Annotated in this window: 14 protein-coding genes and 4 tRNA genes; 11 read left to right on the top strand and 7 right to left on the bottom strand. The window is 53.3% G+C overall.

Annotated features, from left to right (window positions below; all coding sequences use genetic code 11):
• Positions 1-243 precede the first annotated feature (243 nt).
• The 5 genes from Q3H59_RS05970 (at position 244) to Q3H59_RS05950 (ending at position 1,132) form a co-directional block, all read left to right on the top strand.
• Positions 244-319 (top strand) — tRNA-Val (locus Q3H59_RS05970).
• A 49-nt stretch (positions 320-368) separates the two neighbouring features.
• Positions 369-444: transfer RNA gene (locus Q3H59_RS05965), tRNA-Val, on the top strand.
• Positions 445-485: 41 nt separating this feature from the next.
• Positions 486-561 (top strand) — tRNA-Val (locus tag Q3H59_RS05960).
• Positions 562-565: 4 nt separating this feature from the next.
• Positions 566-641: transfer RNA gene (locus Q3H59_RS05955), tRNA-Lys, on the top strand.
• A 161-nt stretch (positions 642-802) separates the two neighbouring features.
• Complete coding sequence (locus Q3H59_RS05950) at positions 803-1,132, top strand: FlxA-like family protein (protein ID WP_101763584.1); 330 nt, start codon at positions 803-805, stop codon at positions 1,130-1,132.
• Here the strand turns inward: Q3H59_RS05950 and Q3H59_RS05945 are convergent.
• The gene (locus Q3H59_RS05945; protein ID WP_101763583.1) at positions 1,129-2,049 is read right to left on the bottom strand and encodes a LysR family transcriptional regulator; all 921 of its coding nucleotides are present in this window, start codon (positions 2,047-2,049) and stop codon (positions 1,129-1,131) included. The genes Q3H59_RS05950 and Q3H59_RS05945 overlap by 4 nt on opposite strands.
• Positions 2,050-2,151: 102 nt before the next feature.
• On the opposite strand from Q3H59_RS05945, the gene Q3H59_RS05940 reads away from it, so the two are divergent.
• Positions 2,152-3,153 carry a bile acid:sodium symporter family protein gene (locus Q3H59_RS05940; RefSeq protein WP_101763582.1) on the top strand — a complete coding sequence of 334 codons (1,002 nt, stop codon included), beginning with the start codon at positions 2,152-2,154 and terminating at the stop codon, positions 3,151-3,153.
• Between the two features lie 31 nt (positions 3,154-3,184).
• Here Q3H59_RS05940 and Q3H59_RS05935 read toward each other — a convergent pair whose 3' ends face one another.
• From Q3H59_RS05935 to zipA, 3 genes are all read right to left on the bottom strand, one after another.
• Positions 3,185-3,403 carry a DUF3820 family protein gene (locus Q3H59_RS05935; protein ID WP_101763581.1) on the bottom strand — a complete coding sequence of 73 codons (219 nt, stop codon included), beginning with the start codon at positions 3,401-3,403 and terminating at the stop codon, positions 3,185-3,187.
• 1 nt (position 3,404) lies between these two features.
• Complete coding sequence (gene ligA / locus Q3H59_RS05930) at positions 3,405-5,423, bottom strand: NAD-dependent DNA ligase LigA (RefSeq protein WP_137386241.1); 2,019 nt, start codon at positions 5,421-5,423, stop codon at positions 3,405-3,407.
• 68 nt (positions 5,424-5,491) lie between these two features.
• Positions 5,492-6,469 (bottom strand): cell division protein ZipA, encoded by a 978-nt coding sequence (gene zipA / locus Q3H59_RS05925; protein WP_309833766.1) that lies wholly within the window; start codon positions 6,467-6,469, stop codon positions 5,492-5,494.
• A gap of 217 nt (positions 6,470-6,686) precedes the next feature.
• Here zipA and cysZ point away from each other — a divergent pair, with 217 nt between their 5' ends.
• The 5 genes from cysZ (at position 6,687) to crr (ending at position 11,633) form a co-directional block, all read left to right on the top strand.
• Positions 6,687-7,445, top strand: coding sequence for a sulfate transporter CysZ (cysZ, locus tag Q3H59_RS05920; RefSeq protein WP_101763578.1), 759 nt, complete (start codon positions 6,687-6,689; stop codon positions 7,443-7,445).
• 140 nt (positions 7,446-7,585) lie between these two features.
• Entirely contained in the window at positions 7,586-8,557 is a 972-nt protein-coding gene (gene cysK, locus Q3H59_RS05915) for a cysteine synthase A (protein WP_101763577.1), read from the top strand.
• 388 nt (positions 8,558-8,945) lie between these two features.
• On the top strand, positions 8,946-9,203 hold the full coding sequence (gene ptsH, locus Q3H59_RS05910; RefSeq protein ID WP_137386243.1) for a phosphocarrier protein Hpr: 258 nt from the start codon (positions 8,946-8,948) through the stop codon (positions 9,201-9,203).
• 157 nt (positions 9,204-9,360) lie between these two features.
• Positions 9,361-11,088: a phosphoenolpyruvate-protein phosphotransferase PtsI gene (ptsI, locus tag Q3H59_RS05905; RefSeq protein WP_110866519.1), complete on the top strand. Its 1,728-nt coding sequence runs from the start codon at positions 9,361-9,363 to the stop codon at positions 11,086-11,088.
• 41 nt (positions 11,089-11,129) lie between these two features.
• Positions 11,130-11,633, top strand: coding sequence for a PTS glucose transporter subunit IIA (crr, locus tag Q3H59_RS05900; RefSeq protein ID WP_008107804.1), 504 nt, complete (start codon positions 11,130-11,132; stop codon positions 11,631-11,633).
• Between the two features lie 224 nt (positions 11,634-11,857).
• Here the strand turns inward: crr and Q3H59_RS05895 are convergent, their stop codons facing one another.
• The 3 genes from Q3H59_RS05895 to cysM all read right to left on the bottom strand — a co-directional run bounded on the left by Q3H59_RS05895 (position 11,858) and on the right by cysM (position 14,954).
• Positions 11,858-13,219 carry an ATP-binding protein gene (locus Q3H59_RS05895; protein WP_309833760.1) on the bottom strand — a complete coding sequence of 454 codons (1,362 nt, stop codon included), beginning with the start codon at positions 13,217-13,219 and terminating at the stop codon, positions 11,858-11,860.
• Positions 13,216-13,896, bottom strand: a complete 681-nt coding sequence (locus Q3H59_RS05890; protein ID WP_008107810.1) for a response regulator transcription factor — start codon at positions 13,894-13,896, stop codon at positions 13,216-13,218. Before Q3H59_RS05890 ends, Q3H59_RS05895 begins: the two co-directional genes overlap by 4 nt.
• Positions 13,897-14,072: 176 nt before the next feature.
• Positions 14,073-14,954, bottom strand: a complete 882-nt coding sequence (gene cysM / locus Q3H59_RS05885) for a cysteine synthase CysM (protein WP_271460886.1) — start codon at positions 14,952-14,954, stop codon at positions 14,073-14,075.
• Positions 14,955-14,959: the final 5 nt, after the last annotated feature.

The raw sequence follows: 14,959 nt of genomic DNA, 5'->3' as shown, positions 1-14,959 counted from the left end.
TGTCTGGATGACAAAAAAACGGGTTAACGCGAAAAAACAGTGCGCACATTCTAGCAGGTGAGGCTGATTCCTCAATGATTGTCGCGGTGGCATCCCGGTTTGCTGTGCGCTTTTCTGCTAATAAAACCAGCACATTGGCGAAAAGCGCCCCACGATGATTATTTTTAAAGCGAACGCACATTTAAGTTTTAAAAACCGTTGACTCACTTTGAAGGATCCCTATAATGCGACTCCACACAGCGGGGGTGATTAGCTCAGTTGGTAGAGCATCTCCCTTACAAGGAGGGGGTCGGCGGTTCGAGCCCGTCATCACCCACCACTCTTTAGAAGGTTTAAAGATGGCCCGCAGTGAACAAGAGATAAGATATGGGTGATTAGCTCAGTTGGTAGAGCATCTCCCTTACAAGGAGGGGGTCGGCGGTTCGAGCCCGTCATCACCCACCATATCTTAGTCAGATGACACTCTTGTTAAGCAGTACCGAAGTGGGTGATTAGCTCAGTTGGTAGAGCATCTCCCTTACAAGGAGGGGGTCGGCGGTTCGAGCCCGTCATCACCCACCACTTCGGGTCGTTAGCTCAGTTGGTAGAGCAGTTGACTTTTAATCAATTGGTCGCAGGTTCGAATCCTGCACGACCCACCAATGTAAAAAGGCGCCCTAAAGGCGCCTTTTTGCTATGCGTTAAATCTGTGGTTAATGCGTTAAATCCCAACGAACCCTTTTCGCAAGTTTAACACTCCCTGCCCTCAAGCCTCCTTATACTCTGACCGATAACGATAATGGTCTATTGCAAGGAGAAAACCATGTCTATATCCAGCGTAGGTAGTGTCAGCACCGCAAGTAGCGGCGGCGGTTCTACCTCAGAAATCGCCAGCCTCTATAAACAAATTCAATCCATCACTAAGCAGCTGAAAGATCTTTCCAGCGACGATACGCTCACCGATGAGCAAAAGTCTGAACAGGAGCAGATGCTGCAATCACAGATTCAAATGATTGAAGCGCAAATCGCGCAAATTGAGCAGCAGCAAGCTGAGAAAGCGCAACAGAAACAGGAAGCACAGCAACCTGCGGCCACCAAAGCTGATGGTATTAACCGCCCAACTGATACCAATCAAATCAACGTGTACGTTTAAAACGCCGGCTTTAGCATGCGTTGTTGCGTCAGCAGGGCTGCCTGCTGGCGCACTTCCTGCCAGATCGCTTCTGCGGCGGGTGTCAGCGAGCGGTTTTTGCGCTTTATCAGCATCAGGCTGCGATTAATTTCCGGATAAAGACGCCGCACCGTGAGTTTGCGTCCTGACGGCAACGGCAAGGCCAGCGCAGGCAGAATGCTGATGCCAATTCCCGCTTCCACCATCGGATAAAGCGTAGCGGGATGACCGATTTCCTGCACCACATGCACACTCAACGCCAGCTGTTGCAGCGCGGCATCAACTAACACGCGACTGCCGGAAGCATAATCCTGTAGCACCATATTGCGTCCCGCCAGCATCGACCATTGCGCCTGTTCAATTTGCGCCAGCTCGTCATCTTCATGACACAGCAGTAAAAAAGGCTCCTGCAAAATCTCTTCGCTGTCGAAATCAGTGTCGTTGAGCGGGCCAATTACAATGCCAAAATCAACCTCCGCATTGCGTACGCTTTGCAGCACCCATTGCTGTACGCGGTCATGCAGGATGACGCGGATATCCGGATAGCGCTGCTGGCTGCTGGCCAGGCACTGCGGCATCAGATGGGCAGAAGGCGTTTGGCTGGCGGCAACACGCACCGTGCCGCTGCGCTGTTCGCCATAGCTGCGCACATCCAACACGGTGGTATTGAGGTCGTCCAGCAGACGATTAAGCCGTGTGGCCAGCTGCTGCCCCGCCTCGGTCAGCATTACTTCCCGCGTAGTGCGATCGAGTAAGCGCACGCCCATTTCCGCTTCCAGCTCTTTAATGCTATGGCTGACCGCCGACTGACTTAAACCAATCGCTTGGCCGGCCAGACTGAAGCTGCCGTGATGCGCCACCGCGACAAAGGTACGCAACTGACGTAAGGTGTAATTCATCGATATCGCTCATAGATTGATGCAATAAATCAATTTTATTTCTAAACCCAGCAGGCGCACAATCAGCACCATCATTTTTTTAAATTTAACCGGATTTTAACAATGGGATTTTTACGCCTCGATCCGATGATGATTAAACTCATCATTACCGTGCTGCTGGCCAGCTTTATTCCTGCCAAAGGCGTCTTTGTCGATATCTTCGAATATCTGACCACCGCCGCCATCGCCCTGCTGTTCTTTATGCATGGCGCCAAACTGTCGCGCGAGAAGATCATTGCCGGCAGCAGCCACTGGCGTTTGCACTTGTGGATTATGTGCAGCACCTTTGTAATTTTCCCGATTATTGGTTTGCTGATTGTCTGGTGGCATCCGGTTAACGTCAGCCCGGAGATTTACACCGGCTTTATCTATCTGTGTATTCTGCCAGCGACCGTGCAATCCTCAATCGCCTTCACCTCAATGGCGGGCGGCAACGTCGCCGCTGCGGTCTGTGCAGCTTCAGCCTCCAGCCTGCTCGGCGTATTTGTCTCGCCGCTGCTGGTGAATCTGGTGATGAATGTGCATAGCGAAATGCCGGGCAACGGTCTGGAGCAGATTGGCAAAATTATGCTGCAACTGCTGGTGCCGTTTGTTTTAGGACATCTGTCGCGTCGCTGGATTGGCGCGTGGGTCGAGAAGCATCGCAGCCTGATTGGTAAAACCGACCAAACCTCGATTCTGCTGGTGGTTTACTCCGCCTTCAGTGAAGCGGTGGTGAACGGCATTTGGCATCGCGTGGGCGTGGATACCTTGCTATGGATTCTGGTTGGCAGCGTGCTGGTGCTGTTTATCGCACTGGCGATTAACCTGGCGGCATCGCGCCTGTTTGGCTTCAGCCGTGCGGACGAGATTGTGGTGCTGTTCTGTGGCTCGAAAAAGAGTCTGGCGAACGGTGTCCCGATGGCCAACATCCTGTTCCCGGCCAGTTCCGTGGGGATAATCGTGCTGCCGCTGATGATTTTCCATCAGGTGCAGTTAATGGTGTGTTCTTTCATTGCCCAGCGCTACAAAGCCGGCAATGAAAAACGGCTGGCGCAGCAGCAAGTAGAAGCGCAGAAGTCCTAAATATTACGGCCCGCAAAAGCGGGCCGTTTTGTTATTCATTGCGCTTGAGCGGTTTGATTAAACCTTCCAGCCCTTCGATCTTGATGGTCAGCGTCAGCTGCATCAATTCGCCTAACTTACCGGCCGGGAATTCATCTTTGCGAGCGAACCACAGCAAATACTCCTCCGGCACATCAATCAGCGCTCTGCCCTTGTACTTGCCGAACGGCATCACGGTATTGGCGATTTCAACCAGTTGCTGTTTATCCACATTACGCTCCGAGCAGGCGAATCATTTCCGCTTCGTCGATCACCGGAATGCCGAGCTCCTGCGCTTTCGCCAGCTTGGAACCGGCCGCTTCCCCCGCAATCAGCAAATCGGTTTTCTTCGACACGCTACCGCTCACTTTAGCGCCCAACGCTACCAGACGCTCTTTGGCATCATCGCGATTCATCTGCGACAGAGAGCCGGTCAGTACCACGGTTTTACCGGCAAATGGACTATCAATTTCTTCGACATTGACCACTTCAACCTGCGGCCAGTGCACGCCAATCTCTTCAGTAAGATCGCGAATAACGGCGCGGTTGCTCTCTTCATCCATAAAGTTACGCACATGCGTCGCTACCACTTTGCCGACATCCTGCACTTCAATCAGCGCATCGAGATCGGCGTTCATCACCTTTTCCAGCTCGCCAAAGTGATTGGCAAGGTTGGCGGCTGTGGCTTCGCCCACTTCGCGAATACCCAGTGCATAGAGGAAACGTGCTAGCGTGGTGGATTTGGCCTTTTCCAGCGCATCAACCACGTTCTGAGCCGATTTAGGGCCCATGCGATCGAGTCCGGTTAGCTTACCGGCAGTAAGGCGGAACAGATCGGCTGGCGTTAAGACGTACTCTTTCTCCACCAACTGATCGATGATCTTATCGCCCATGCCATCGACATCCATCGCACGACGCGAAACGAAATGTTTAAGCGCTTCTTTACGCTGCGCGCCACAAATCAGGCCGCCGGTGCAGCGCGTCACGACTTCACCTTCCACGCGTTCAACGTCTGAACCGCACACCGGGCAATGACCTGGGAAGACGATTTCACGCGTCTCTGCCGGGCGCTCCGATTCCACCACGTTGACCACTTGCGGAATCACGTCACCGGCGCGGCGAATCACCACCTTGTCGCCAATGCGCAAACCCAGTCGGGCAATTTCATCGGCGTTGTGCAGCGTGGCATTACTTACCACAACGCCCGCAACCTGAACCGGCTCCAGACGCGCGACGGGCGTAATCGCGCCGGTGCGGCCCACCTGGAATTCGACATCGCGCACGAACGTCATCTGTTCCTGCGCCGGGAATTTAAAGGCCACAGCCCAGCGCGGCGCACGCGCCACAAAGCCGAGCTGCTCCTGCAGCGCCTGCGAATCGACCTTGATAACCACGCCATCGATATCGAAGCCGAGCGACGGGCGCTCCTGCTCAACCTGACGATAAAACGCCAGCACCTCATCGGCGCTGTGTGCCAGGCGAATACGATCGGTGACTGGCAATCCCCACGCCTTAAACTGTTGCAGACGTTGCCAATGGCTGGCAGGCATTTCACCGCCTTCCAGCAGACCAAAACCGTAGCAGAAGAAGGTCAGTGGACGTTTAGCGGTGATGCGTGGATCGAGCTGGCGCAGTGAACCGGCTGCGGCGTTGCGTGGGTTAGCAAAGACTTTCGCGCCGGTGCGACGCGCTTCTTCATTCAGCTTTTCAAAACCGCTTTCGGTGATAAACACTTCGCCACGCACTTCAACGCGTGCGGGGATGTTATCGCCATGCAGACGCAGCGGAATGGCGTGAATTGTGCGCACGTTCGCCGTGATGTTCTCGCCGGTGGTACCATCTCCGCGCGTCGCCGCACGCACCAGCAGGCCATCTTCATACAGCAAGCTCACGGCTAGACCATCCAGCTTGAGCTCGCAGCAGTAAGTCAATTCGTCAGTGCTTTTAAGGCGATCCTGCACGCGTTTATTAAAGGCAAGGAAGCCCGCTTCATCAAAGGTGTTGTCCAGCGACAACATCGGCACTTCATGACGCACTTGCTCAAAAGTGGCTAGCGGTGCCGCGCCCACGCGTTGGGTGGGTGAATCAGGGGTAATCAAATCAGGATGTGCGCTTTCCAGCTCACGCAGCTGAACCATCAATCGGTCATACTCTGCATCCGGAATTTCCGGCGTATCCATCACGTGGTAGAGATATTCGTGGTGACGTAACGTGGTGCGCAGCGCGGTGATCTGCTCCTGAACCGATTTCATAGTCTCTTATCCGATAAAAAACCCCCGACAGGCGGGGGTTATATTTGTTTTGACTCAGCTAACGGCGATTAACCGATAACTTCGCGAATACGCGTTTTGTAGGTTTCCAGCTTCTGCGGCGTCATCATGCGACGCTCATCATCCAGCACCACGCCGCCTACATCATCAGCGATACGCTGCGCGGATTGCAGCATCAGCTTGAAGTTCTGATTCGCATCGCCGTACGACGGCACCATCATGAAGATCGAGACGCCAGGCGTAGAGAAATTCCCCATTTGATCCGGATCGAATGAACCCGGCTTCACCATGTTCGCCAGGCTAAACAGCACCGGACCGCTGCCGGCTGGGCTAAGATGGCGATGGAAAATGTTCATCTCACCAAACTGGAATCCGGCCTGCAGGATGCCCTGCAACAGCGCTTCACCGTTCAGTTCGCCGCCCGCATGTGCAGCGACGTGCAGCACTAATACGGCCTCTTTTTTACTGCCAGGCGCAGCAGCCGCTGGCTGTGGCGCTTCTGGTTGATGTGCAACTGGCGCTTCAGGTTCGAATTCTGGCTCTTCTGCGGCGAGGAATTCAGGTGCAGGTTGAGTCGCGAAAAGCGGTTCGTTATCCAGCAATGGATCGGCCTGAATTGGTTGTGGTGCAGGCGCTGGCGCTGGCTTCGCCACTGGCGCTTGCGGCGCAGCCGGCTTACGCACGTCTGGCTCGTTATCCAGCAGCGGATCGCCTAATAATGGGTCAGCCTGACGTGATGCCGGTTGACGTACAGGTTCAGGCGCACGCGGCGCGCTCGCTGGACGTGCAGTGAATTCAGGTTCTTCATCCGCATCACGAGGACGACGTACACGGACTTCGCCGACGCCATCATCTTCTTCGCTCAGCAGATCTTCATCGGCTTCTTCGCGCTGTTTCAGACGTTTGTGCGGGCGATCACGAAACACGGAGGAGCGCTCTTTACGGCTGGTCCACAGTCCATGAAGTAGCAGCGCTATTATGGCGATCGCGCCAACAACGATTAATATCAGACGCAAATCCTGCATCATTGTATTCTCTGTTGTTCCAATACCTTGCCACCACGGCAAACTTTATCCTCTAACTGTATTTGCCCAGCTAAACAAGTGCAAGTCTGTGCAGTATTTTCTGACAAATTAGATAGCTGCCCCACGCTTTTTTGCTGTTTTTTCGCGCAAACACTGCCTGAAGCCGATAAAAAGCCAGGTTATGATGGTCGCGCCGCTATATTTAGGAGAAAGGCTCGCTATGCCCGCAGGAAATTCGGTCTCAACATTTAATGGTGTTCACTACTTCGCTGAAGGATGGAAACTGGTGCGCCTGCCCGGCATTCGTCGCTATGTCATCATGCCGCTACTGATCAACATCGTGCTACTTGGCGGTGCCTTTATCTGGTTGTTTCAGCGCTTGGGGCAGTGGATCCCGGCTTTAATGTCACATATCCCTGACTGGCTGCAGTGGCTGAGTTATCTGCTATGGCCGCTCTCAGTGATTTCGATTGTGTTGGTATTCAGTTACTTCTTTTCGACTCTGGCAAATCTGATTGCCGCGCCCTTCTGTGGCTTGCTCGCCGAGCAACTTGAAGGGCGATTGACCGGAACGCCATTACCAGATAGCGGTTGGGTGGGCCTGATAAAAGACATACCGCGCATCATGAAGCGAGAGTTTCAGAAGCTCGGCTACTATTTGCCGCGTGCGCTTGGTTTGCTGTTGCTGCACTTTATCCCCGGCTTTGGACAAACGGTGGCGCCAGTTCTATGGTTTTTATTCAGTGCGTGGATGTTGTCCGTGCAGTATTGCGACTACCCATTTGATAACCACAAAGTGAGTTTCCAGCAGATGCGCCAGGCGTTGCGCCAGCACAAAAGCGCAAATATGCAATTTGGTGCGCTGGTTAGCCTGTTCACCATGATCCCGATTATCAATCTGGCGATTCTGCCGGTTGCGGTATGCGGTGCAACGGCCATGTGGGTGGATCGTTATCATGCACAACATGCACGCCGCTAAAGCTTTAAATCGTCTTATGCATTTTTGCGTAAGGCTTATGGTTGTGCGCTATATAGATATGCGATTTCTTTCCTTCCGCACATCATTAGAAAAGGTATGCTCTGAGGGTTCCCAATATTTCATACAGTTAAGGACGAGCTATGAGTAAGATCTATGAAGACAACTCTCTGACAATTGGTCATACGCCGCTGGTTCGACTGAACCGCATCGGTAACGGCCGCATTCTGGCTAAGGTCGAGTCGCGCAACCCGAGCTTCAGCATCAAATGCCGTATCGGTGCCAATATGATTTGGGACGCGGAAAAACGCGGTATTTTGAAGCCGGGCGTTGAGCTGGTTGAACCAACCAGCGGTAACACCGGTATTGCGCTGGCTTACGTCGCCGCAGCGCGCGGTTACAAGCTGACGCTAACCATGCCAGAAACCATGTCAATTGAGCGCCGCAAGCTGCTGAAAGCGCTGGGAGCTAACCTGGTGCTGACCGAGGGTCCCAAAGGCATGAAAGGTGCCATCGCGAAGGCGGAAGAGATTGTCGCCAGCGATCCGGACAAATATGTGCTGTTGCAGCAGTTCAGCAACCCAGCCAACCCGGAAATCCACGAAAAAACCACCGGTCCAGAAATTTGGGAAGACACCGACGGCGAAGTGGACGTGTTTATTGCGGGCGTGGGCACCGGCGGTACGCTGACAGGCGTGAGCCGCTACATCAAGAATACCAAAGGCAAGACCGAGTTGATTACCGTTGCCGTTGAGCCAACCGATTCACCGGTTATTGCTCAGGCACTGGCGGGCGAAGAGATCAAACCAGGCCCACATAAAATTCAGGGCATCGGTGCCGGCTTCATTCCTGGCAACCTTGATCTGGAATTGATCGACCGCGTAGTGGCGATCACCAATGAAGAAGCCATTAGCACCGCCCGTAAGCTGATGGAAGAAGAAGGTATTTTAGCAGGTATCTCTTCAGGTGCTGCCGTTGCTGCCGCGCTGAAGCTGCAAGAAGATGAAGCCTTCGCCAACAAGAACATCGTGGTGATTCTGCCCTCCTCTGGCGAACGTTATTTAAGTACCGCACTGTTTGCCGATCTCTTCACTGAGAAAGAACTCCAGCAGTGATGCTTAAAGTCTGAAACTGACGAAAAAAGCACCCGAATGGGTGCTTTTTTGTGGTGCAGATCTCACTTTTATCACCAGACAGATTGCTTTCAGTGATGCGGCTCTGGTATTTAAGCTTCCAATTATTTCGGTGCCTGAAATTAATCTGCCTTTGAAGTGGATCAAGCTGAATCGATTTACTGATTTGGCGAAACGGCGAATCACGGCATAATGAGAAGAGTGACGCATTCGTGCAGTTTTTGATCTGTCACTGTTAATGACGTACTCATTCGAGCGCATTTTATGGTGAGCTTAAAGCCATACCAGCGCACCTACACAGGCTAAAGTTACGGCTCCAGGCTAGACTTTAGATCCATAACACCAAACCTGATAAAGTTGGGGAAATAGAATGTTCCAGCAAGAAGTTACCATTACCGCACCTAACGGCCTTCATACTCGTCCTGCAGCCCAGTTCGTTAAAGAAGCAAAGGCTTTTAATTCAGAAATCAATGTGACCTCTAATGGCAAATCTGCCAGCGCGAAAAGCCTGTTCAAACTGCAGACTTTGGGTCTGACTCAAGGTACGGTTGTTACGCTGTCTGCTGAAGGTGAAGACGAGCAGCAAGCGGTTGAGCACCTGGTCAAGCTGATGGCTGAGCTGGAGTAACCGGCTCAGTTCGCAACTAAACCGACCCCTTTGCCCCATTGAGTGCAAATATCTTGATCGCGGACAATCTGTCCGCGTTATTGCATCTTTAGAGTACTGCTCCGCGACAGTGGCGACGCATCGGGTCAATGAGCCATCGTGATTAAAAGGTAGGGTTATGATTTCAGGCATTTTAGCATCACCGGGTATCGCTTTCGGCAACGCACTTTTGCTGAAGGAAGATGAGATCGTCATCAGCCGTAAAAAAATTACTGACGATCAGGTTGAGCAGGAAGTTCAGCGCTTCCTCGATGGACGCAGCAAAGCTGCTTCACAGCTCGAAGCCATTCGCATTAAAGCCGGTGAAACCTTCGGTGAAGAGAAAGCGGCGATCTTTGAAGGTCACATCATGCTGCTCGAAGACGAAGAGCTTGAGCAGGAAATCATCGACCTCATCAAGAAAGACCACGCTACCGCGGACGCCGCTGCTCACACCGTGATTGAAGGCCAGGCCGTTGCACTGGAAGAGCTGGATGACGAATACCTGAAAGAGCGTGCGGCTGACGTACGTGATATTGGTAAGCGTCTACTGCAGAACATTCTCGGTCTGCACATTGTCGACCTGAGCGCGATTGCTGACGAATCTATTCTGGTGGCGAAAGATTTAACGCCGTCAGAAACCGCACAGCTGAACCTGAAGAAGGTGCTGGGCTTTATTACCGATCTGGGTGGGCGTACTTCTCACACCTCGATCATGGCGCGTTCGCTTGAGCTGCCTGCGATTGTCGGCACCGGCAACGTGACTGCCACCGTGAAAAACGGTGATTTCCTGATCATTGATGGCGTGAACAACAAAATTTACGTCAATCCAACTGATGACGTGCAGGAAGAACTGAAAGCAATTCAGACTCAATATCTGTCTGAAAAGCATGAACTGGCGAAACTGAAAGATCTGCCAGCCATTACGCTGGACGGCCATCAGGTTGAAGTCTGCGCTAACATCGGTACCGTGCGCGATGTCGCCGGTGCAGAGCGCAACGGCGCGGAAGGTGTTGGCCTGTATCGTACCGAGTTCCTGTTTATGGACCGTGATTCACTGCCAACCGAAGAAGAACAATTCCAGGCGTATAAAGCCGTGGCTGAAGCCGTGGGTTCGCAGGCGGTTATCGTGCGTACCATGGACATCGGCGGCGACAAAGATCTGCCTTACATGAACCTGCCGAAAGAAGACAACCCGTTCCTCGGCTGGCGCGCGATTCGTATCGCCATGGACCGTAAAGAGATTCTGCATGCGCAGCTGCGCGCGATTCTGCGTGCATCCTCATTCGGTAAACTGCGCATCATGTTCCCAATGATCATTTCAGTAGAAGAAGTTCGCATTCTGAAAGGCGAACTGGAGCTGTTGAAAGCGCAACTGCGTGAAGAAGGCAAATCCTTTGATGAGACCATCGAAGTCGGCATCATGGTTGAAACGCCAGCATCCGCAGTGATTGCTCGCCATCTGGCGAAAGAAGTCGACTTCTTTAGTATTGGGACAAATGACCTGACGCAGTATACTCTGGCGGTCGATCGTGGTAATGATTTGATTTCACACCTCTATAACCCAATGACGCCGTCTGTTCTTGGCCTCATTAAGCAAGTGATCGACGCATCACATGCCGAAGGGAAATGGACCGGCATGTGTGGTGAGCTGGCTGGTGATGAACGTGCTACACTACTGTTACTGGGAATGGGGCTGGACGAATTCAGCATGAGCGCCATTTCAATCCCAAGCATCAAGAAAATCATTCGTAATACTAATTTCGAAGATGCGAAGGCATTGGCGGAGCAGGCTCTGGATCAACCAACAGCGGATGATTTGATGAATTTGGTCAACAAGTTCATTAAAGAAAAAACGCTCTGCTGATCCACGGACGCTAGCCTCAAATTACTGCTTAGGAGAAGATCATGGGTTTGTTTTCTAAACTTTTTGGCGAAAAATCAGAGAGCGCGTCAGGCACTATTGATATCGTTGCGCCTCTGTCAGGCGAAATCGTAAATATCGAAGACGTACCTGATGTGGTATTCGCTGAGAAAATCGTGGGTGACGGTATCGCAATCAAACCAACCGGCAACAAAATGGTTGCACCGGTTGATGGTACTATCGGCAAGATTTTCGAAACTAACCACGCATTTTCAATCGAGTCTGATAACGGTATCGAACTGTTTGTTCACTTCGGTATCGACACGGTTGAGCTCAAAGGTGAAGGTTTCAAACGCATCGCTGAAGAAGGCCAGAAGGTTAAGAAAGGCGACGTGGTGATCGAGTTTGATCTGGCACTGCTGGAAGAGAAAGCGAAATCCACGCTGACGCCGGTTGTAATCTCGAACATGGACGAGATTAAAGACCTGATCAAACTCTCCGGTCAGGTAACTGTGGGCGAGACTCCGGTTATCCGCATTAAAAAGTAAGCTTCGGCTGATTCGTGAGAATTGCAAAACGGCACCCAATGGGTGCCGTTTTTTGTTTACTTAACTCTGTATGTGCGAGGAGCGGTCAGGACGACGGGTCAGATCGTAAAGACGGCATAAACCGTCCCTGGGCCTCGGCCCGCGCCGTCCATGGCGCGGGACGCTTTACTCCTCTGCCCCGTCGTCCTGCCCGGTGTAGCAAATGTGCGCGTTATCAGGAAAAATCATTCCTGTTTCCAGCGCGGTAACCTTAACGTTAACTCCAGACCACCTTCCGGGCGATTTACCGCCTGAACTTCGCCGTGATGCGCCAGAATGACCTTACGCACAATCGATAACCCCAAACCGTAGCCTTTGCCCATCAGCGGAGAATTAACCCGTACAAAAGGATCGAAGATGCTCGAAAGCTTCTCATCGTCCACGCCCGGCCCTTGATCGCGCACGCTAATTGCCAGCCACTGATTTTCCGCCTGCAGCCGCACGTTGATGTGCTGCCCTTTGTGCGAGAATCGCAGCGCATTACGCAGCACATTCTCCACACCACGACGAATCAGTTCCGCATTGCCGTGAACAGTGTAATCCGCATTTTCATCCACCTGGAAATCGACAATCACGCCGGGAATCTGCGCTTCGTAGCGCACATCGGTCACCACCGCATGCAGCAGGCCGGTAAGGTCGAAATATTCTTCTCCCGGCATACTTTCGTGCTCAGCGCGCGAAAGCGTCAGCAGCTCGCCAATCATCTTGTCGAGGCGTCGGGCTTCCTCATCAATGCGATTGAGCGAGGATTCGACGGATTCCGGCGTCTGCCGCGCCAGGCCGGTCGCCAGCTGCAAGCGCGCCAGCGGTGAACGCAGCTCGTGGGAGATATCATGCAGCAGCTCCTCACGCGCTTTCACCAGCGTATCGAGGCGCTCCACCATCGCATCAAAATCCTGCGCAACGTTCGAGAGCTCATCATGGCGTTTGCGCATCACCGGATAGAGCCGTACCGACAAATCACCGCTGGAGACGCGCGCAAAGCCCTCACGCAGCTGCCGCATGGGTCGCGTCAGGTTCCACGCCAGCAGCAGGCTAAACAGCAGCCCCAATGCGCCAGCGAAGGTAAACATCGGTTCGGGGATATTCAGGATGCGGCGCGGGCGGCCGCCGCCCATTGAGCTGTCTTCGCGCAGACCTTTAACGTCGTAACGCAGCTCGTACTGTTTGCTATCCTGCCCTTTTACCCAACGCACAATTACATCAGGAAACGGTCCCTGAAAGGGTTCGTTGATGCTTTCTGGCGGCGCATTGTTGGGCGTCGCAGCGGGTTTTTCGTGCTGGATCACCGAGAAGAATTGCCGATCGTTCGGTTCCCAGTCGGCCATCATGTCATCAAGCGAGCTGGGACCACCGCGCTCCAGCACTGAAACCGCTGACGCCATTTGCAGATTAACGATACGCCGAATCGCCACTAGCTCTGGCGGCTCATGTCGATTACCGGAGAGCGTAAAGCCAAGCCACAACAGTTGGCTGATGATGACAAACACAATCCAGAAGCCCAGCAAAATTTTCCAGAACATGCGGCCGCGATAGCTGTGTTTCATCGAATGCGATAACCAATACTGCGCACAGTTTCAATGTTGACGCTGTCGGCGGTTAAGGCAGCCAGCTTTTGACGGATGTTGCTGATATGCACATCAACGCTGCGATCGTAAGCTTCGCGCGGACGGCCAAGGCCTTTTTCCGACAGCTCATCTTTCGACACCACGCGATCCGGCGCACGCAGCAGCAAATCCAGCAAGTTAAACTCTGAAGCCGTCAGATCGAACGCTTTGCCCTGCCATTCGGTAATACGCGTGGCGGGATTGAGGCTGAGATCGCCCCAGCGCAGCAGCTCTTTCTTATCCGGCAGCGGAGTCTGATCTTCAAAGCGACGCAGCACGGCGCGCAGACGGGCCACCAGTTCACGCGGATAGCACGGTTTCGGCATGTAATCATCCGCACCCATTTCCAGGCCGATCACCCGATCAATATTGTCGCCTTTCGCCGTCAGCATAATTACCGGTAATCGGCTGTTCTGCCGCACCTGGCGCAGCACATCGATGCCGCTCATATCAGGCAGCATGATGTCGAGAATCATTGCGGTATAGTTGCCCGATAACGCGCCTTCCACCCCGGCGCTACCGGTTAAAACCAGTTGTGTTTCAAAACCTTCAGCAATCAGGTATTGGCTCAACATGGTGCCAAGTTCTACATCATCATCAACCAGCAGAATTTTCATCGTTATCTCTCGTGTAAATTGCCGCTATTTTGTCCTGAGTCCACAACGAACGCAGCCGGTTTTACGCGATCCTTACGTTGCTTACGTCAGACGATTATTACGAAGACTATAGACAAAAATGGCCTGGACGTACCATCACAGTACGCGCAGGCCAAATCATCGGTGGGAAAGTGGGATCAGTGGAAAACGCCGGTTGAGAGATAGCGGTCGCCGCGATCGCACACAATCGCCACCACCACGCTGCCAGGCTGGGCCGTGGCGATACGCAATGCGCCGGCCACCGCGCCGCCAGAGCTGACGCCACAGAAAATCCCTTCACGCTGCGCCAGCGCGCGCATGGTCTCTTCCGCCTCGCGCTGCGCCATATCTATTACCTCATCCACTAACTCCGGACGGAAAATACCGGGCAGATAGGCTTCAGGCCAGCGACGTATGCCGGGAATGCTGCTGCCCTCTTGTGGCTGCAGGCCGATTATCTGCACCGCTGGCGCGAACTCTTTCAGGTAACGCCCAACGCCGGTAATGGTGCCGGTGGTGCCCATGCTGGAGACAAAATGCGTCATGCGGCCAGCGCTTTGCTGCCAGATTTCCGGGCCCGTGGTGAGATAGTGGCCCAGCGGATTATCGGGATTGTTGAACTGATCCAGCACGCGTCCTTCGCCGCGATCGGCCATCGCCTGCGCCAAATCGCGTGCCCCTTCCATACCCTGCTCGCGCGATACCAGCAGCAATTCAGCGCCATAGGCGCGCATCGCATCCTGGCGCTCCTGACTCATGTTATTGGGCATCAGCAGGCGCAGCTTGTAGCCTTTCATCGCGGCGATCATCGCCAGTGCAATGCCGGTATTGCCGCTGGTGGCTTCAATTAAGGTATCGCCCGGTTTAATGTCACCGCGCAACTCCGCCTGATGAATCATCGACCAGGCCGCACGATCTTTGACGGAACCGGCTGGATTGTTGCCTTCCAGCTTTAGCCAGATCTCGCTGCCGTTATCAGGCGTCAGGCGCTGCAACTTTATCAACGGCGTATTGCCGATGGTATTTTCCAGTGTGGTCACGGTTT

Source organism: Pantoea sp. SORGH_AS_0659, assembly GCF_031453915.1.
In the GTDB taxonomy this organism is placed as follows: domain Bacteria; phylum Pseudomonadota; class Gammaproteobacteria; order Enterobacterales; family Enterobacteriaceae; genus Pantoea; species Pantoea leporis.
Note: the sequence above shows the minus strand (reverse complement) of the source record. Positions and strands in the feature narration are given on the sequence as shown.